The organism is Bacillus sp. D48C, from assembly GCF_053345735.1.
In genome coordinates, this window is sequence record NZ_JBKFAQ010000003.1 from 300,173 (window position 1) to 317,365 (window position 17,193).

17 protein-coding genes are annotated in these 17,193 nt (G+C 37.2%); 10 read left to right on the forward strand and 7 right to left on the reverse strand.

Annotation, left to right across the window (positions count from 1 at the left end):
* Positions 1–45: 45 nt before the first annotated feature.
* Positions 46–1,131, forward strand: a complete 1,086-nt coding sequence (locus ACLBXA_RS10325; protein WP_001231674.1) for a hypothetical protein — start codon at positions 46–48, stop codon at positions 1,129–1,131.
* Between the two features lie 29 nt (positions 1,132–1,160).
* Here the strand turns inward: ACLBXA_RS10325 and ACLBXA_RS10330 are convergent, their stop codons facing one another.
* Positions 1,161–2,063, reverse strand: a complete 903-nt coding sequence (locus ACLBXA_RS10330; RefSeq protein ID WP_000421919.1) for a LysR family transcriptional regulator — start codon at positions 2,061–2,063, stop codon at positions 1,161–1,163.
* A gap of 135 nt (positions 2,064–2,198) precedes the next feature.
* Between ACLBXA_RS10330 and ACLBXA_RS10335 the strand changes: the two genes are divergently transcribed.
* Positions 2,199–4,199 (forward strand): YhgE/Pip domain-containing protein, encoded by a 2,001-nt coding sequence (locus ACLBXA_RS10335; RefSeq protein ID WP_000676322.1) that lies wholly within the window; start codon positions 2,199–2,201, stop codon positions 4,197–4,199.
* A gap of 40 nt (positions 4,200–4,239) precedes the next feature.
* On the opposite strand, the gene ACLBXA_RS10340 is transcribed toward ACLBXA_RS10335, so the two are convergent.
* The 3 genes from ACLBXA_RS10340 to ACLBXA_RS10350 form a co-directional block, all read right to left on the reverse strand.
* Positions 4,240–4,620 carry a VOC family protein gene (locus ACLBXA_RS10340; RefSeq protein WP_000610158.1) on the reverse strand — a complete coding sequence of 127 codons (381 nt, stop codon included), beginning with the start codon at positions 4,618–4,620 and terminating at the stop codon, positions 4,240–4,242.
* 39 nt (positions 4,621–4,659) lie between these two features.
* Positions 4,660–5,817 (reverse strand): acyltransferase, encoded by a 1,158-nt coding sequence (locus tag ACLBXA_RS10345; protein ID WP_000194338.1) that lies wholly within the window; start codon positions 5,815–5,817, stop codon positions 4,660–4,662.
* A gap of 164 nt (positions 5,818–5,981) precedes the next feature.
* The gene (locus ACLBXA_RS10350; protein WP_000649376.1) at positions 5,982–7,199 is read right to left on the reverse strand and encodes a dicarboxylate/amino acid:cation symporter; all 1,218 of its coding nucleotides are present in this window, start codon (positions 7,197–7,199) and stop codon (positions 5,982–5,984) included.
* A 222-nt stretch (positions 7,200–7,421) separates the two neighbouring features.
* Between ACLBXA_RS10350 and ACLBXA_RS10355 the strand changes: the two genes are divergently transcribed.
* The 3 genes from ACLBXA_RS10355 to ACLBXA_RS10365 are packed head-to-tail and all read left to right on the forward strand — an operon-like array spanning position 7,422 to position 9,367.
* Positions 7,422–7,724, forward strand: coding sequence for a PTS sugar transporter subunit IIB (locus tag ACLBXA_RS10355; RefSeq protein ID WP_001023546.1), 303 nt, complete (start codon positions 7,422–7,424; stop codon positions 7,722–7,724).
* Between the two features lie 14 nt (positions 7,725–7,738).
* On the forward strand, positions 7,739–9,040 hold the full coding sequence (gene celB / locus ACLBXA_RS10360; protein ID WP_447617198.1) for a PTS cellobiose transporter subunit IIC: 1,302 nt from the start codon (positions 7,739–7,741) through the stop codon (positions 9,038–9,040).
* A 9-nt stretch (positions 9,041–9,049) separates the two neighbouring features.
* The gene (locus ACLBXA_RS10365; RefSeq protein WP_000379645.1) at positions 9,050–9,367 is read left to right on the forward strand and encodes a PTS lactose/cellobiose transporter subunit IIA; all 318 of its coding nucleotides are present in this window, start codon (positions 9,050–9,052) and stop codon (positions 9,365–9,367) included.
* A 262-nt stretch (positions 9,368–9,629) separates the two neighbouring features.
* Here the strand turns inward: ACLBXA_RS10365 and speD are convergent, their stop codons facing one another.
* Positions 9,630–10,001 (reverse strand): adenosylmethionine decarboxylase, encoded by a 372-nt coding sequence (gene speD, locus ACLBXA_RS10370; protein ID WP_000456838.1) that lies wholly within the window; start codon positions 9,999–10,001, stop codon positions 9,630–9,632.
* A gap of 26 nt (positions 10,002–10,027) precedes the next feature.
* Positions 10,028–11,110, reverse strand: a complete 1,083-nt coding sequence (locus ACLBXA_RS10375; RefSeq protein ID WP_001123950.1) for a polyamine aminopropyltransferase — start codon at positions 11,108–11,110, stop codon at positions 10,028–10,030.
* 400 nt (positions 11,111–11,510) lie between these two features.
* On the opposite strand from ACLBXA_RS10375, the gene ACLBXA_RS10380 reads away from it, so the two are divergent.
* The 5 genes from ACLBXA_RS10380 (at position 11,511) to chbG (ending at position 15,874) form a co-directional block, all read left to right on the forward strand.
* The gene (locus tag ACLBXA_RS10380) at positions 11,511–11,813 is read left to right on the forward strand and encodes a PTS sugar transporter subunit IIB (RefSeq protein ID WP_001023569.1); all 303 of its coding nucleotides are present in this window, start codon (positions 11,511–11,513) and stop codon (positions 11,811–11,813) included.
* Between the two features lie 16 nt (positions 11,814–11,829).
* Positions 11,830–13,134 (forward strand): PTS cellobiose transporter subunit IIC, encoded by a 1,305-nt coding sequence (celB, locus tag ACLBXA_RS10385; RefSeq protein ID WP_063676126.1) that lies wholly within the window; start codon positions 11,830–11,832, stop codon positions 13,132–13,134.
* Positions 13,135–13,316: 182 nt separating this feature from the next.
* Entirely contained in the window at positions 13,317–13,640 is a 324-nt protein-coding gene (locus ACLBXA_RS10390) for a PTS lactose/cellobiose transporter subunit IIA (protein WP_000989059.1), read from the forward strand.
* A gap of 3 nt (positions 13,641–13,643) precedes the next feature.
* Complete coding sequence (gene celF, locus ACLBXA_RS10395) at positions 13,644–14,969, forward strand: 6-phospho-beta-glucosidase (RefSeq protein ID WP_000145760.1); 1,326 nt, start codon at positions 13,644–13,646, stop codon at positions 14,967–14,969.
* Positions 14,970–15,169: 200 nt separating this feature from the next.
* Positions 15,170–15,874 carry a chitin disaccharide deacetylase gene (chbG, locus tag ACLBXA_RS10400; RefSeq protein WP_079246176.1) on the forward strand — a complete coding sequence of 235 codons (705 nt, stop codon included), beginning with the start codon at positions 15,170–15,172 and terminating at the stop codon, positions 15,872–15,874.
* A 38-nt stretch (positions 15,875–15,912) separates the two neighbouring features.
* Here the strand turns inward: chbG and ACLBXA_RS10405 are convergent, their stop codons facing one another.
* Positions 15,913–17,094 carry a chromate transporter gene (locus tag ACLBXA_RS10405; RefSeq protein ID WP_447617199.1) on the reverse strand — a complete coding sequence of 394 codons (1,182 nt, stop codon included), beginning with the start codon at positions 17,092–17,094 and terminating at the stop codon, positions 15,913–15,915.
* Between the last annotated feature and the right edge of the window lie 99 nt (positions 17,095–17,193).

The following is a 17,193-nucleotide window of genomic DNA, read 5'->3' on the forward strand; positions in this document are numbered from 1 at the left end:
TGTTCTGATAAAATTAAGGTTAGCCTTACTAGGGAGGTGAAAAGATTGCGGAAACGTTTATATATAGGGATTGGAGTTATCTTCTTAATCGCTTTAGGTGGAATTGTATTTTGGTCAGCTTTACAAGGAAACCGTACAGAAAATTTTATTTTAAGACATATGGTGAATGAAAATGGAACGCTTGCCACGTATCGTTTAGTAGATACTAAGGCAGGTACGGGTGAAGCGAAGGGACGTGAAGCTTTATCAGAATCGGCGGGATTATGGTTACAATATACACTTGATAAAGATGACCAGGCGTTATTTGATGAGCAAGTAAAGGTTATTCAAGATAATTTCGTATATAAGAATCATATCGTTTTATGGAAACTCTCTGAAAAGGGAGAGAGGCAGTCAGCTACAAATGCACTTATAGATGATCTTCGTATTATAGAACAATTATATCGTGCTTATGAAATGTATAAGGAAGAGCGTTATAAAAACCTTGCCGATCAATTAAGTGATGCTGTACTTCGTTATAATAAAAAAGATAATTATTATGTTGATTATTATGATGCAGATGCAGGGAAACAAAATAATTTTGTAACAACATCATACATAAATCCGCGTGCATTCTCTTATATGAAGAAGTACGGTAAAGTTTCTGCTCAGCAATATCAGGAAATTGTTCAATTTTTAGCGGATTATCCAAGGCATGGCTGGGCATTCCCAAAAGAATATAAAGAAGATGGTACATTTAAGTACGATAAAGAAGTGAATCTTATTGACCAATCATACGTTGCATATCATCGAAGTTTAGGTGGTCTTTCATCAGCTGCTTATTTGGAATTTATAAAGAAGAGATTCCAGGAGGATGGAAAGCTATACGGTCGTTACAATTTAGAAACGGGAAAACAAACTGTGAATTATGAATCGCCAGCCGCGTATGGACTAACGATTTTGTACGTACTACAAACAGGTGATACAAAGTTTGCGAAGGAATTGTATGATCATATGTCCACATTCCGAAATGACAACGTATTTAGTAGATATTATGGTGGATATGTAACAGGTGAAAATAATAATACGCATATTTTTGATAATGTACTACCACTTTTAGCTGAAATGGAATTAAAAAAGAGTGACCAATAAAAGGTGCCACCATATGAGGGTGGCACCTTTTATTGGTTGATATAATTTTGCGTCCTAATATTAGAGAAGTAGTCAATCACGAATTCACGGAATTGCTGAGCTGTTTTTGATAAGTATCGCTTTTTTGACCAACTTAATCCGATGGTTCGCTTACAAGCGGGTTCAATAATACGCAACTTGTTTGCTGCTAAAGTAGAGTTTTTTAATAAAGTTAAATTTGGAACAAAAGCGATGCCGAGACCTTGCTTAATGAGGTCGCTAATCACTGTCGGTTCATCTACTTCAAAAGCAATATGCGGAGTGAAACCAGCTTCTTTACAAAATTCATCCGTTAAGTGCCGAAATCCATAGCCAGTATTCATACTAATAAACGGTTCGTCTTTTACTTCATGCAGGTGGATACTTTCGCGGTTTGATAACCGATGGCCTGAAGGAACGACTAAGAAAATTTCTTCTGTAATAAGTGGTTCCCAAACAATTTCTTCTCCTTCAACTGGTACAGAGGAAAGACAAAAGTCAATTTCCATATTTTCCAGTTGTCGTTTCATAGAAGGAGTAGACGCAAGAAATTGCTGGAATCGAACATTAGGATGTTCTCGTAAAAAAGAACCTAGTAGTTCTGGTAATATTCTTGGAATAGAAACGGCCATTGTAATAGAGCCTTGTTGTAATTCGGCTAAATCTTTAATTTCTCGTTCCCCTTCACTTAATTCATGAAAAATACGTTCTACCCGTTTTAAAAATACTTTTCCGAAAGAATTTAAAGTAATCTGTCGGCCTTGGCGATCAAATAAAGGGACGCCTAAATCCTTTTCGAGTCTAGCGATTGTTTTGCTGAGTGAAGGTTGCGCGATATGCAATTCTTCAGCTGCCTTTGTCATATGTTCTAGTCGTGCAACTGTCTGAAAGTATTTTAACTGGAGCAGTTCCATTTCGAATCTCCTTTCTATAGACCAAAAGGAATGAATTGATAATTAAAGATGTATTATACAGTATGGAAAGTGACGTGTATAGTAAATCTGTTAAACCATTGTAATGGTGTGAAATTAGGAGAAGGAGTATGTTTCATGAAAGGAATTCAACTTATATTTAAAGATTGGAAAGCGATGTGGCACCATAAACATGGACGTATCGCTTTAATTTTTTTATTAATCGTTCCGTTAATTTATTCAGGATTCTTCTTGGCTGGATATTGGGATCCGTACGGAAAATTAGATAAATTACCTGTTGCAGTTGTGAATTTAGATAAGGGTGCTGTGATGGATGAAAAAACAATTCATGCAGGAGACGATTTTGTTAAAAATTTAAAAGAGAATAAGGAACTGGCTTTTCATTTCGTATCAGAAAAAAATGCTGATGAAGGGTTAAAAGAAGATAAATATTATATGGTTGTTACGATTCCAGAGAATTTCTCTAAAAAGGTAAGTACACTTATGGATGAGAAACCAGAGCCAGCAAAGTTACAGTACAAAGTAAATCCAGGTAAAAACTTTGTAGCAGCTCAAATTGGAACGACAGCTGTTGAAAATATGAAAACAAAAATCTCAAATAGTATTACGAAATCTTATACAGAGGGTGTCTTTTCAAAGTTTCAAGATTTGGCACAAGGATTGAGTGATGCAAGTAATGGGGCTGAGAAGTTACATGAAGGAACGACCGATGCAAAAAATGGAGCGAATCAGCTTGCGGATGGTATTGATCGTTTAAGTGATGGGACATCGAAATTGAAAGAGGGAAGTGAAAAGCTTGCATCCAGTCAATCTGCTTTAACCGGGGGGGCAAATGAGCTGAGTCAAGGAGTGACATCACTTCATAGTGGTATGGAGTTATTAGCACAAGGTGAAAAAACGTTACAATCAGGAGTTAGTGAATTAAGTGCTGGTACAAATGAATGGGTGAGTGGAAGTGAGAAGCTTGCTGAAGGCCAAGTAAAAGCGGATGGTGCAGCTAATAGTGTAAAACAACAATTAGAAGAGTACGTGAAAAATCATCCAGAAGTGCAGCAAGATCCCGCTTTTCAAAAAATTGTTGCTACGTCTAATGGACTAGCTAAAGCAACAAGTACTTTAAATAATAGCCAACAACAATTGACACAAGGAGCGAAGAAGCTTACTGAGGGTCAACATAAGATTGAAGAAGGCATGAATACATTCGGAGTTAAGTTAAATGAAGCTACTGCTGGAACGAAAAAGGTAGCAGATGGTGCATCGAATTTAGCTGATGGATTTACGAAGTGGGGAAATGGATTTACAACAGTACAAGAAGGTGTAAATCAGCTTGCGAGTGGTGGAACGGAGCTGAATAACGGTGCTAGTAAATTAACAAATGGACTTGTTAAACTTGATGATGGTGCGAAAGAACTTTCTACGAAATTGGGAGAGGGCGCAGAGAAGATAGCGGATGTCCGTAATGATGATGCACGCAATACGATGTTCTCAGAGCCAGTTCAGTTAGTGAAGTCAACAGTTTCTGACGTTCCTAACTACGGTTCAGGCATTGCACCATATTTCTTATCACTTGCATTTTATGTTGGCGGAATTATGGCATCGAATATTTTACCTCTTGGCCGCAGACAAAATATGAAGGTAAGCGGAACGGTACATTTTATTAATAAATTAGGATTGGTATATTTAATTGGACTTATTCAAGCGCTACTCGTAGATGTAGTTGTGCTAGGTGTTATGAAACTAGAAGTTGCCAGTGTGCCACTTTTTGTTTTATCAAGTATTGTTATTTCCTTTACGTTCATGACATTTATTCTTATGTTAGTAACAGTATTTGGTCTTGTTGGAAAGTTCTTAGCGGTAACGCTTCTTGTCCTGCAATTAGCGACGAGTGGAGGTACTTTCCCAGGAGAATTAAACATAGCTGTGCTTAGCAAAATTGGACAGTTTCTCCCAATGTCCCATTCTCTTAGAGGATTACAAGATGTTATCTCTTTAGGAGATTGGTCGCAATTACAAATGCAAATTTTAATATTGTTATGTTATCTCGTTGTTGCCGGTGGAATTGCTTGGATCACGAGCCATATACAGCATAAAGAAACGAATGCAGAACAAGTTTCTTAAAATGAAATAAGCTATCCGATTTTTTCGGATAGCTTATTTTTTATTTACGTTCCATTACTGCAAAGTAATTATTTTCATTATCAGCAAAGTTGAATGCTCTACCAGTAGGTAAATCTACAACCTGTCCAACTGTGACATTTTTCTCTGAAAGATCTTTATACAGTTGATCTAAGTTATTAGAGAAGAACATAAGTGAAGGAGTACCTAAGTTTAATTCAGGTTGCATCTTCGCGATTAACGCTTTATCGTGAAGGACGATGCTTGTTCCTGCTTCTTTCGCCGGCGCAATTTCAATCCAGCGGAATCCGTTTCCGTTATTTTCTTCCGCAATGATTTGGAACCCTACTTTTTCTGTCCAAAATTGTACTGTTTCGTCTTGGTTATTTACATATAGCATAATTTGTCCAACTTGATTAATCATAGGTGTCTCTCGCTTTCTTTTTATATGCGTATCATTATATCAAATATATGGCTTGAATAGTTTTTTATGATTTTTTCGGAATACAACCTTCGTCCATTTCATCTTTGTTGTAGGAGAAGGCCCTGTAATCCAAGTATGAAATGGTATTGTGCTACAAATGACCATTGTTGAAATAGAGATAATAGCCGTTAACACAAATAGTAATAGGCTATATAATATAGTATTTTCTTGCAGTGTGAATAAAGAAAGAAACTTTGTGCATAGTTGCAAGAAGAATAAGTGAGCTAAATAAGCACCATACGTGTAATTTCCAATGAAACGTAACGTTTTATATAAGAAACCACGACGCTGTACTATCATAATAGATAACATATACAGTATGATAATTTCGCATACGATATATAAAAACATAGATGGTTTTAAATAGGTAGAAACAGTTAAATGAATAGAGTTTGCTCCGTGAAAACTAAACAACTCATAATTGATGAATAAAAATAAGATGAAAAATAATATTGTTATAAGCGGGATATGTTTCATGACGAATAGACGCCAAGTTTTTAGTGCTACAGCGGCAATGCCACCCATAACGAAATAGAATGAGTAGAATAGAAATGATCGATCTGTATAATGTAAAATTGTTGAACTTGTTAATTTTTCTCCATTAAAAATATAGTGAGAAGAGAACCACATTAATAGAAAATATAGGCACGCGAAAAAGGTCATATATTTATATATGTCTTTTTTATTTTCTGTTCGTTTTTGAAACCAATAAAAAAGTGTGCATAGTAAAGGGAACAATAAGTGAATTTGGAACATCATAATAACGTACCAAAGATGGGGCGCGGCTGTTCCGAGTAATAAACTTTTTATTCCACTTTGTAACGTAATAAGATCGTTTGTTGTTAATAGGTAAAGAATAGACCAAAAGAAATAAGGAATGAGTAAGTGTGTCGCTTTTTCAGAAATATATTCTTTATATACTAATTGCTTCGTATAGTGCCGAATTAAGTGAAATCCAACGATAAATATGAATGCTGGTGCTGAGAATTTTGCAAGGTTGAATAGCATGCCCATAATGAGAGATTGCTCAAGTAAGACATTTCCTTGATTCATTGTATATAATAAGGAACTTTGCAAAACAACAGCGAGAAATGCAATGCTTTGCAAAACTTTAAATTCTGGTGCGCTTTGAGTCATTATTTCCATCTCCTTTTCCATACATGATTATAGTACGGAGAATGGATAATGGATGTGGAATATTTGTGAAGATTGTAACAAATTTGTGGCGAGAGGAGATATCAACTTATCAACAAATAACGACAAAAAGAGGATGCTCTAAACGAGCATCCTCTTTCTATCTATTAAGCAAATTTGTTTTTGATCCAATTCTTACCTTCTACAAGGCGAGCTGTCATTACCGCACAAGCGTTATCTGCTGTTACGTTTAACATCGTTGCAGGTGGATCAATGATTGTACTAATTGCTGCAATAATTGGCAATGCTTCTGGCGGGAAACCGTATAGAGATACGATTAACATTTCACCAATCATACCACCGCCTGGAATAGCACCCATTACTGTTCCTACTAATAAAGAAACAACAAGTGCGATTGCTAATGTTTTCGGTCCTTCGAATTCCATGTTGAAAATACCGAATAAGAAAGCAATTTTTAATACGCCGCCTAAAACAGATCCATCTTTATGAAGTGTAGATCCAAGAAGGACAACTGTTTCACGAACGTCTGAAGAAATACCCATTTTCTTCGTTGCTTCTAAGTTCGCTGGAATACTTGCGGCACTACTACAAGTTGCAAGTGATGTAACTGTAGGAGAGACCATGTTCTTCCAAAATACTTGTACACCTTGTTTGCGACCTGCAAGGTATGCATAGAACGTGAAGAATACAAAGAAGTAGATAAGAGAAGCTGGATAGTATACCATTGCTGCTCGGAAGTAAGTTCCAAGAAGTTGTGGTCCGAATTCACCAACTAATGCTGCGAAGTAAGCAGCAAGTCCGATTGGAGCGTAGTACATAATGAAAGATACAACTTTCATTGAAATTTCTGCACCAGCTTGTAGGAATGTAGCGAATGGCTTTCCTTTTTCGCCAACTGCTGAAGTTGCAATCCCCATTAAGATAGAGAAGAAAATAAGAGCTAACATATTTTCACGAGATAGTAACTTCGAGAAGTCAGATACTGTTAAAATACCGACGATTTGATCTGCAACACTAACAGCTTTGCCGGCTTTGTCAGGTTGTGTTAGTTCTAGTACAACACCTTGTGCTGGCGGGAATACTTTCACGACAATAATCATAAAAATAGCAGCTAAAATACTTGTAAATAAGAAAGTCCCAGCCATACTAGACATAATTTTACCGAAACGTTTTAATCCATCCATATTAGCAATAGACGATGCGATGCTAAAGAACACTAGAGGTACAACAATCGTAAACATTAAGTTTAAGAAAATATCACCAAGCGGCTTTAAAGCAACTGCATCGGCACCCATGAAATAACCAATGAAACCACCAATTAGGATAGAAGATAATAAAATAAGTGGAAAGCGATATGCCTTCATAAATATATCCTCCTATCAATTAAAAAATCATACTGAATCATTATAGCGAGTTAGAGTCCTCTTTACTAGGAGAATACGGATAAATGGAATAGCGTGAAAACCAAGAAATTTTTGTTTTTAAGCTCGGCATACAGCAGGAAATCTAGACATATATATTTGTAACCTAGTGGTGGCAAGGGATGCACCATAACTTAGGTTTAGAAAAAGGGGGAGGGAAGCGGAATGAATATTTTGCTTTGCTGTGCAGCGGGAATGTCTTCCAGTTTGATTGTTACAAAGATGGAGAAAGCAGCAGAGGCAAGAGGGATAGAAGTGAAAATCTGGGCAGTATCAGGTTCTGAAGTGAATAGTCATATTGATAAAGCTGATGTCCTTTTACTTGGACCGCAAGTACGTTATTTATTACCGAAAATGAAAGAATTATGTAAGGAGAAAGGGGTACCTGTTGATGTTATTCAATCCGTCCATTATGGACTTTGTAATGGAGAAGCTATCTTGCAAGCAGCTTTGTCAATGAAACCATGAGGAGAGTGGGATAGATGATACGGTTTTTAGAGAAGTATGTGATGCCGGTGGCAGGGAAGGTTGCAGAGCAGAGGCATTTACAAGCAATTCGAGATGGAATTATTTTAACGATGCCTTTCTTAATTATTGGATCGTTTTTCCTCATTATTAGTGCACTGCCGATACCGGGATATAACGAGTTTATGGCAGGTTTGTTTGGTGAGAATTGGCAGAGAGCTTTAGGGTATCCAGTTAGTGCAACTTTTAATATAATGGCTTTAATAGCTGTTTTTGGAATCGCTTACAGGCTTGGAGAGTATTATAAAGTGGATGCTTTAGCATCCGGGGCATTGTCGCTTGTGACGTTTTTACTTGCGACTCCATTTCAAGTTGCATATATTATACCAAGTACAAAAGAGAGTGTACTTGTAGAAGGCGCTATCCCAGCTGCATTAATGGGAAGCCAAGGGTTATTTGTAGCAATGATTATTGCACTTATATCTACTGAACTTTATCGGTTTATTGTACAAAAAAAGATAATTATAAAGATGCCAGAGACAGTTCCACCAGCTGTCACGCGTTCATTTGCGGCACTTGTTCCAGGTTTTATTGTTGTAACAGTTATTTGGATTTTACGCTTAATTATAGAAAATACTTCTTTTGGCAGTATCCATAATATTGTAGGACAAATTTTACAGGAACCACTTAGTGTACTTGGTGCTAGTCTTTGGGGCGCAATAATAGCAGTTATTCTCGTTCATGTTCTTTGGTCGTGTGGAATTCATGGTGCTACTATTGTTGGTGGTGTAATGAGCCCTGTTTGGTTGTCTTTAATGGATCAAAATCGAGTTGCTTTTCAAGCTGGGCAAGATGTACCAAATACCATTACGGCACAGTTTTTTGACTTATGGATTTATATGGGCGGTTCTGGTGCAACGCTGGCTCTAGTTGTCGGAATGTTACTATTTGCACGAAGTCAACAATTAAAAAGTTTAGGGAGATTGTCAATCGCGCCTGGTATATTTAATATTAATGAGATGGTAACTTTTGGTATGCCAATTGTAATGAACCCAATTTTATTAATTCCATTTATATTGGTTCCAGTTGTGTTAACAATTGTTTCTTACTTTGCAATGGAATGGGGATGGGTCGCACGTCCGAGTGGGGCGGCTGTACCTTGGACGACACCTATTCTTTTCAGTGGATATTTAGGATCGGGTGGGGAAATTTCAGGTGTTGTTTTACAACTCGTCAACTTTGCGCTTGCATTCTTCATTTATTTACCGTTCTTAAAAATATGGGATAAACAAAAAGTAGCAGAAGAAAAGGGGGAGTAAAGAAGTAAAATGGATACGATAGAGACGAAAGCTTTTCATTTAATTTTGCATGGAGGAAACGCGAGAAGTTGTTCAATGGAAGCAATTGATTGTGCGAAGCGTGGGGAGTTTACAGAAGCAGAAGCTAAATTACAAGAAGCGCTAGAGGAATTAAAAGAGGCGCACCGTGTACAAACGGAGCTTATACAGAAAGAGGCTGGTGGCGAAAAGACCGAAGTTACTCTTTTAATGGTACACGCGCAAGATCATTTAATGAATGCAATTACAGTGAAAGAATTAGCGAGTGAGTTTGTAGAGTTATATAGGAAGATGTCGGTGGATGAATGAACCTTACTTATGCAAGGTTTTTTTATCCCGCATTAACGGGCAGTAAAACTCCCACCTCAAAATGTGGCTGGAGCAAGGAAGTTAGGAGGGAGCTTAACTGTCTGTAAAGGCCCGATTGGTTCAACTAATAATTAGTGGGAGATGAACAAAACCCCCACTAATTAAAGTTTCACTTTATGTATATGCCTGTACCATCAGTGGAATGTTCATCCCACTGATGGTATTTACAATCCTCCTTTTTCCGGATGAGTAAGAGTTATAATTAATCGGCAGTAACAATTTCTCCTATACCACGAATTAATCTTTTTATATGCATCCGCTCCGGTTTTAATATATTTACGATATAATCAATCGCAATTTGTGGTTCAACGGTTGTACCGCAAGTATAACAGTCAATAGCTGCAAAATTTTGTTCCGGGTAAGTGTGAATGGAAAGATGGCTTTCTGATAATAACACTAATACAGTAACACCATATGGCTGGAATTCTTTTTTACTTACGTTTAAAACATGGGCACCAGAGCAATCTGCAGCTGTAACTAAATGATATTCTAAAAAGTGCGTATCATCTAGTAGAGAAAAATCTACTCCCCATAAATCTACTATTATATGCTTGCCAAAAGTAGAATATTCCATAGGCAACACTCCTTACTATAATATCGTCAAAACTTCATTTCCTGTTTGTAGCATTGATGTAGGATAAGGTTCGATTCTGAATTTAAAAGAGCGAGGTTGCGTTGTTCTAGATGTTCTTCTTTAAATTGAAATAAAGGAAAAAGAAGAGCAGGCAAGGTTCGAGGAGTTGGTACTACATATAATTGTTCAATTTGATCTAGTACATAGGCAGAATTAGCAGCGATATGAAATCCCCAGTCAGTTCCAAAAGAAGGAACGATTGTATGATAACTTTTCACAGTTAGTCCAGCATGTTCAATTGTATTACCGATGCTCCAGTATACTAGAGGTGCATCAGCAGGTGAATTAGATTGGCAGACGAATGCGCCATCTTCTGTTAAGAATGTAGCTATACGAGCAAAAAGTTCGCTTGTATATAAAGTACTTAACAACTCTGTCGCTGGGTCTGGGAAATCAATAATGATTACATCGTATAAAGAGGAAGGAGAGCTTAAAAACTCTTTTGCATCGCATACGTGTGTATTTACACGATTATCAAAAAATGCACTTTTGTTTAAAGAAACTAATTCTGGAACATTACGAGCCATATCAATCATCGATCCATCTAAGTCAACAAGGTCTACATGTAGTACAGTTTCATATTTTAAAACTTCTCGCAGGGCAAGACCATCGCCACCGCCTAATATGAGAACACGTTTTGGATCAATTACTTTTGACATAATTGGATGTACAAGTGCTTCATGATAAATTTGCTCATCGACGGAGCTGAATTGTAGTTGCTTGTCCAAGTATAAGCGAATATCGTTTACTTGGACTAAATTAATATTTTGATAATTACTCTTTTCTTTAAATAAATTTGTATGTTCACCAGCTTGTATTTCCTTTAGAGAAATTTCATCCCACACATCTAAGTTGTGTGAATCTGTGGGTACTATAATTACATTTTCTGATTGTACTTGTTTATCCTGTTCATCTTGTTTGTCTTGTGTATCGTGCTTGTCCTGCTGTTCTAGTTCAAATTTGTCAGAGTCTACTTCAGAACGCTTGTCTTTTTTATAGCTTTTTATTCTATAAATCTTTATTTTGCTTTGTTTTCTATGTTTTGGCATAGGAATCTCCTTTCGAATTGTGTTATTTTAATCTATTCTATGTAATCTAGTAGAATTTGCTTGGACAATAGATAGAAGAGTGTGTTCAAGAGCATGTTGTTTTTTTACTAGATTCTACGATGAAAGATTTTTTTAGTGTTTTTTTATGTTAAGCATAACTAGACAACTAAACACTAATCTATTTTCATACAGTTATGTGTTAAAAGCGTGTTGTTTTATAACACACTGTGTGTTTTTTGAGTAACACACTAATTGAAAGCGTTAACACACAAAGAAAACAGTCGAAAAAGTGCTGATTTTAGTGGTTTTAAAAAGTTGGCACGCTAATTGCATTAATAAATAGCGTAAAGAAAAATAAATAAAACATAAATTTTTTATACTACACAAGGGGGATTTTCAAATGAATATTTTATTATGTTGCTCAGCAGGGATGTCTACAAGTTTACTAGTTACAAAAATGGAAGCGGCTGCAAAAGCTCGCGGTCTAGAAGGCAAGATTTGGGCTGTATCTGGGGATGCAGTAAAAACGAATATCGATCAAGCAGATGTATTATTACTAGGACCACAAGTTCGTTACATGCTCTCTTCAATGAAAACGCTTGCTGACGAGAGAAACGTTGGAATCGACGTTATCAATCCAATGCACTACGGCATGATGAATGGAGAAGCAGTTTTAGATCACGCATTAACACTTAAAAAATAATTAGGGGGGAAGTAAAATGCAAAAGTTTATTGCATTTATGGAGAAGTACATGGTTCCGATTGCTGGTAAAATCGGATCGCAACGTCACTTAGCTGCGATCCGAGATGGATTTATTGCAGTTATGCCACTTATTTTAGTTGGTTCGATGGCAGTACTAGTTAATGGTTTACCAATTCCAGCATTCCAAAATTTTATGAAAGATTTATTCGGTGAAACTTGGACACAAATTGGTGCTGGTATGTGGACAGGGTCCTTCGGGGTATTAGCTCTGATGGTGGCGGTTACCATAAGTTATAACTTAGCAAAATCTTACGGTGTTGATGGATTGTCAGCAGGTATTATTTCGTTTGGTGCATTAATTATTCTTACACCAACAACACCAAAAGAAGCTGGAATAAATATGCTTTGGACAGGCGCACAGGGTTTGTTCGTTTCACTTATTGTCTCCATACTCGTAACGGAGATATTCCGCTTCTTTGTTCAAAGAAACATTACAATTAAAATGCCTGACGGTGTACCACCAGCAGTAATGAAATCTTTCGCTGCTTTAGTTCCAGCATTTGTGATTTTAACAGGTATTGCAAGTATTCAATTAGCAGTAAAACTAGCAGGTACAAGTGTTCATGAGTATATCTTTAATACATTACAAGTTCCATTACAAGGTTTAGCGGGTACGTTACCAAGTGCAATCTTTATTGCATTATTAGTACATGTACTTTGGTTCTTCGGTTTACATGGTCCAAATATTGTTGGTGGTATTATTGAGCCACTTTATTTACCAGCATTAGAGAAAAATATTAAGTTATTCCAAGATGGTACATCTGCATTTGATGTTCCAAACATTATTACAAAACCATTCTTTGATACTTTCGTATATCTTGGTGGTTCTGGTGCAACATTAGCGTTTTTAGTAGTTGTATTAATTGTAGCGAAAAGTGCACAATTACGCGGTGTATCTCGTCTATCAATTGGACCTGGTGCATTTAACATTAACGAACCAGTAATCTTTGGTACACCAATCGTATTAAATCCAATTTTATTCATCCCGTTCGTATTAACACCTGTTGTGTTAGTTATTACATCTTATACAGCAATTTACTTAGGATGGGTACCAAAAACAGTAGCGATGGTTCCATGGAACGTTCCACCAATTATTAGTGGGTATCTTGTAACAGGTTTACATCCTTCTGGTGCGATTTTACAATTATTCAACTTTGTTGTTGCAATGGCGATTTACTTCCCATTCGTTGTCGCATGCGATCGTTCAGTTATCCGTACTGAGAAAGCAGCACAAGAAAATAACAACTCTTTACCTATGTAACATAGTAATTGTTCTCATAGACAACGATACCTGTGAGAACAATTACCTTTATATCATGTTCAAAAAGATGAAAAACATCTATATGAACACTAAACTATCATTAACAAATTCATACTTTAATAGACATGTTCAAACTGAAGGGGTATTTAAATCGGTTGAACCTTATAGAGAGGGCGGTAATTATGATGACTACAGCAGAACAAATTCCATTCCAATTGATTTTAAATAGTGGTAACGCACGAAGCTTTGCGATGGAGGCACTTCAATTTGCCAAACAGGGGAAAATGGTAGAAGCAGATGAAGCGATGGTAAAGGCGAAAGAAGCGATTAATGAAGCGCATCATTTCCAAACAGAGCTCATACAATCAGAAGCAAGAGGAGAAAAAACAGAGGTTAGTGTTCTTTTAATTCACGCACAAGATCATTTAATGAATGCGATTACAGTGAAAGAATTAGCAGCAGAGTTTATCGATCTTTATAAAAAGCTTGAAGCGAAAGGGGAATAAAGCATGACTGGAATTAAAATTGCTACAATCGGCGGTGGATCTAGTTATACACCAGAGTTAATTGAAGGATTTATTAAACGTTATGATGAGCTTCCTGTTCGTGAAATTTGGTTAGTAGATATTGAGGCAGGAAAAGAAAAGTTAGAAATTGTTGGTAACTTAGCGAAACGTATGGTGAAAAAATCTGGTTTACCAATCGAGGTACATTTAACACTTGATCGCCGTGAGGCATTAAAAGATGCAGACTTCGTAACAACACAACTTCGCGTTGGTTTATTAGAAGCACGTGCAAAAGATGAAGCAATCCCATTAAAATATGATGTAATCGGTCAGGAAACGAATGGTCCTGGTGGTTTATTCAAAGCACTGAGAACGATTCCTGTTATTTTAGATATTTGTAAAGATATGGAGGAGCTTTGTCCGAATGCATGGCTAATTAACTTTGCGAACCCAGCTGGTATGGTAACAGAAGCTGTCCTTCGTTATACAAATATTCAAAGAGTAGTTGGTCTATGTAACGTTCCAATCGGAATCCGCATGGGTCTTGCAAGATTACTTGAAGTAGATGCAAGTCGTGTCCACGTTGATTTTGCAGGTTTAAATCATATGGTATACGGACTAGATGTATACTTAGATGGCGTAAGTGTAATGGATCGTGTGTTAGAGCTTGTAACAGATCCGGAAAAGCAAATTACGATGGAAAATATCGCAGCGCTTAACTGGGAACCAGACTTTATTCGCGGTCTTCGTGCAATTCCATGTCCATATCATCGTTATTACTACAAAACACGTGAAATGTTAGAAGAAGAAAAAGAAGCTTCTGTTGAAAAAGGTACACGTGCAGAAGTAGTAAAACAATTAGAAAATGATTTATTTGAGTTATATAAAGACCCGAATTTAGATATTAAACCACCACAATTAGAAAAACGTGGCGGCGCTTATTATAGTGACGCAGCATGTAGCTTAATTACGTCTATTTACAACAATAAAGGTGATATCCAGCCTGTTAATACACGAAACAACGGAACAATTGCAAGCTTACCAGATGATTCTGCTGTTGAAGTGAACTGTATTATTACGAAAGAAGGTCCAAAACCAATTGCGGTCGGAGATCTTCCAGTACCAGTTCGCGGTTTAGTACAGCAAATTAAATCATTTGAGCGCACAACAATTGAAGCTGCTGTTACAGGTGATTATCATAAAGCGCTGCTTGCTATGACAATTAATCCACTTGTACCATCAGATACAGTTGCAAAACAAATTTTAGATGAAATGTTGGAAGCACATAAAGAATATCTTCCGCAGTTCTTCAAAAAGGTAGAGAAGTAAAAGCGGCGCTATTTAGCCCGCTTTTTTTATTCTATCCCACTTTAATGGGCAGTAAGACCACTACCTCAAAATTCAGCGAAAACAAAGAAATTAGGTGGGGGATCAACTGCCCATAAAAGTCCGATTGGTTCAACTAATAATCAGTGGGGGGGAGAAAACCCCCCACTGATTAAAGTTTCACTTTATTAGGAGGTATTACGATGATTAAGTTAATTGTAAACGCAGATGATTTCGGTCTTACAGAAGGTACAAATTACGGCATTATTGATGGGCATATAAACGGACTTGTAAATTCAACGACGATGATGATGAATATGCCAGGAACAGAGCATGCGGTACGCTTAGCCAAAGAGTATGAAACGCTAGGAGTAGGAGTACATCTTGTATTAACGGCAGGAGAACCACTTCTTGGAGACGTACCATCACTTGTAAGTAGCGATGGATTGTTTCATAAACAAGGTGTCGTAAGGGAAGGAAATATAAATCCAGAAGAAGTTGAGAGAGAGTGGACTGCTCAAATTGAGAAATTCCTATCTTACGGATTAACACCAACTCATTTAGATAGTCATCATCATGTGCATGGTTTACCGATTTTACATGATGTTCTTGAGAGATTAGCGGCTACATATAATGTTCCGATTCGTCGTTGTGAGGAAGATAGAGCGGTGCGCCCATTTTCTGATGTGTTTTACAGTGACTTTTATGCGGATGGTGTGACGGAAGATTACTTTGTGAAGTTAAAAGAAAGAGTACAAGGTGAACAAACGGTAGAAATTATGGTTCATCCAGCTTATATTGATCCAGAGCTTGTGAAGCGTTCTTCTTACGTAATGAATCGTGTGAAGGAATTGCGTATTTTAACAGAGAGCAAATTACCAGAAGGAATAGAGCTTGTGAAGTTTTAATAGAAAAACGACGGCTACATCATGCCGTCGTTTTTTATTTATAAAATGGATAGAGCATATCCGCCAAATGCCCCGAGTATAACGATAACCCAAGGTGGTGTTTTCCAAAAAGCGAGCAAGCAAAATAGAAGAGATGCAAAAACAAAATCTACAGCGTTCATAATTGTGCTTGTCCAAATAGGATCATAAAAAGCTGCTAGTAAAATACCGACAACAGCGGCATTGACTCCAAGTAGTGCGCCTTGTATGAATGATATTTTTCTCACGCTGTTCCAAAATGGTAAAACACCAATAACGAGTAAGAAAGCAGGGAAGAAAATTGCAATTGTTGCGAGTAATGCCCCAAGCGTCCCGTCTAACACTGCTCCTATATAAGAGGCGAATGTAAACAGTGGTCCTGGTACTGCTTGTGTTAATCCGTATCCAGCTAGGAACTGTTCTTTCATCATCATTCCGTTTTGTACGAACTCACCTTCAAGAAGAGGCAGCACGACATGTCCTCCTCCAAATACAAGTGCGCCAGAGCGATAGAAACTATCAAATAAAGCGATGTAATAAGAGAACGGTCTTAATATTGGTAGCAGTAGTAATAGTCCAAAGAATAAGACGAGACAAGAAACTGCTATCTTTTTTGAAATAGGTACTTTTATATGTTGAGATTGGCTAATTGGTTGGTTGCGATATAACAACCAGCCGATAAAGCCACATAGTATGATGGGGGTGACTTGTGTCCAACTACTTGGCCATAATAAGGCGATTGCGGCAGTTACAATCGCAATCGTTGCACGATTTCGATCTGGAGTTAACTTCCGCGCCATTCCCCATATGGCATGAGCGACAATAGCGACTGCTACAAGTTTTAGTCCATGAATCCAGCCAGCACTTCCAAGATCGAACTGATTAAGGAATGAGGCGAAGAAAACCAAAACAAGCACAGACGGTAAAGTGAATCCAATCCATGAAATAATAGCTCCTAATAGCCCGCCCCGTAATAATCCAACCCCCATACCGACTTGACTGCTGGCAGGACCGGGAAGGAATTGACATAGTGCTACTAAATCTCCATAGCTTCGTTCATCCATCCATTTTCTTTTTTGCACGTATTCGTGGTGGAAATAGCCGAGATGAGCGACAGGACCGCCGAATGAAGTAAGTCCTAATTTAAATGAGACGAGAAAAATCTCTAATAATGTATGAAAAGTGTATTTGTTAGTTTTCAATGGAACCTCCTATAATGTTTTTCTATGTGCATTATACAAGAGACTTTCAATCTACAGGAACAATTACAATGTAAAGATTTTGTGAATCTTTTCTTTGTA

Coding starts and splice junctions, on each gene's coding strand:
- celB (WP_063676126.1), top strand. CDS start 11,830: ATGCAAAAGTTTATTGCATTTATGGAGAAGTACATGGTTCCGATTGCT.
- ACLBXA_RS10340 (WP_000610158.1), bottom strand. CDS start 4,620: ATGATTAATCAAGTTGGACAAATTATGCTATATGTAAATAACCAAGAC.
- ACLBXA_RS10345 (WP_000194338.1), bottom strand. CDS start 5,817: ATGACTCAAAGCGCACCAGAATTTAAAGTTTTGCAAAGCATTGCATTT.
- ACLBXA_RS10355 (WP_001023546.1), top strand. CDS start 7,422: ATGAATATTTTGCTTTGCTGTGCAGCGGGAATGTCTTCCAGTTTGATT.
- ACLBXA_RS10335 (WP_000676322.1), top strand. CDS start 2,199: ATGAAAGGAATTCAACTTATATTTAAAGATTGGAAAGCGATGTGGCAC.
- ACLBXA_RS10390 (WP_000989059.1), top strand. CDS start 13,317: ATGATGACTACAGCAGAACAAATTCCATTCCAATTGATTTTAAATAGT.
- ACLBXA_RS10375 (WP_001123950.1), bottom strand. CDS start 11,110: ATGCCAAAACATAGAAAACAAAGCAAAATAAAGATTTATAGAATAAAA.
- speD (WP_000456838.1), bottom strand. CDS start 10,001: ATGGAATATTCTACTTTTGGCAAGCATATAATAGTAGATTTATGGGGA.
- ACLBXA_RS10380 (WP_001023569.1), top strand. CDS start 11,511: ATGAATATTTTATTATGTTGCTCAGCAGGGATGTCTACAAGTTTACTA.
- celB (WP_447617198.1), top strand. CDS start 7,739: ATGATACGGTTTTTAGAGAAGTATGTGATGCCGGTGGCAGGGAAGGTT.
- ACLBXA_RS10365 (WP_000379645.1), top strand. CDS start 9,050: ATGGATACGATAGAGACGAAAGCTTTTCATTTAATTTTGCATGGAGGA.
- celF (WP_000145760.1), top strand. CDS start 13,644: ATGACTGGAATTAAAATTGCTACAATCGGCGGTGGATCTAGTTATACA.
- ACLBXA_RS10330 (WP_000421919.1), bottom strand. CDS start 2,063: ATGGAACTGCTCCAGTTAAAATACTTTCAGACAGTTGCACGACTAGAA.
- chbG (WP_079246176.1), top strand. CDS start 15,170: ATGATTAAGTTAATTGTAAACGCAGATGATTTCGGTCTTACAGAAGGT.
- ACLBXA_RS10350 (WP_000649376.1), bottom strand. CDS start 7,199: ATGAAGGCATATCGCTTTCCACTTATTTTATTATCTTCTATCCTAATT.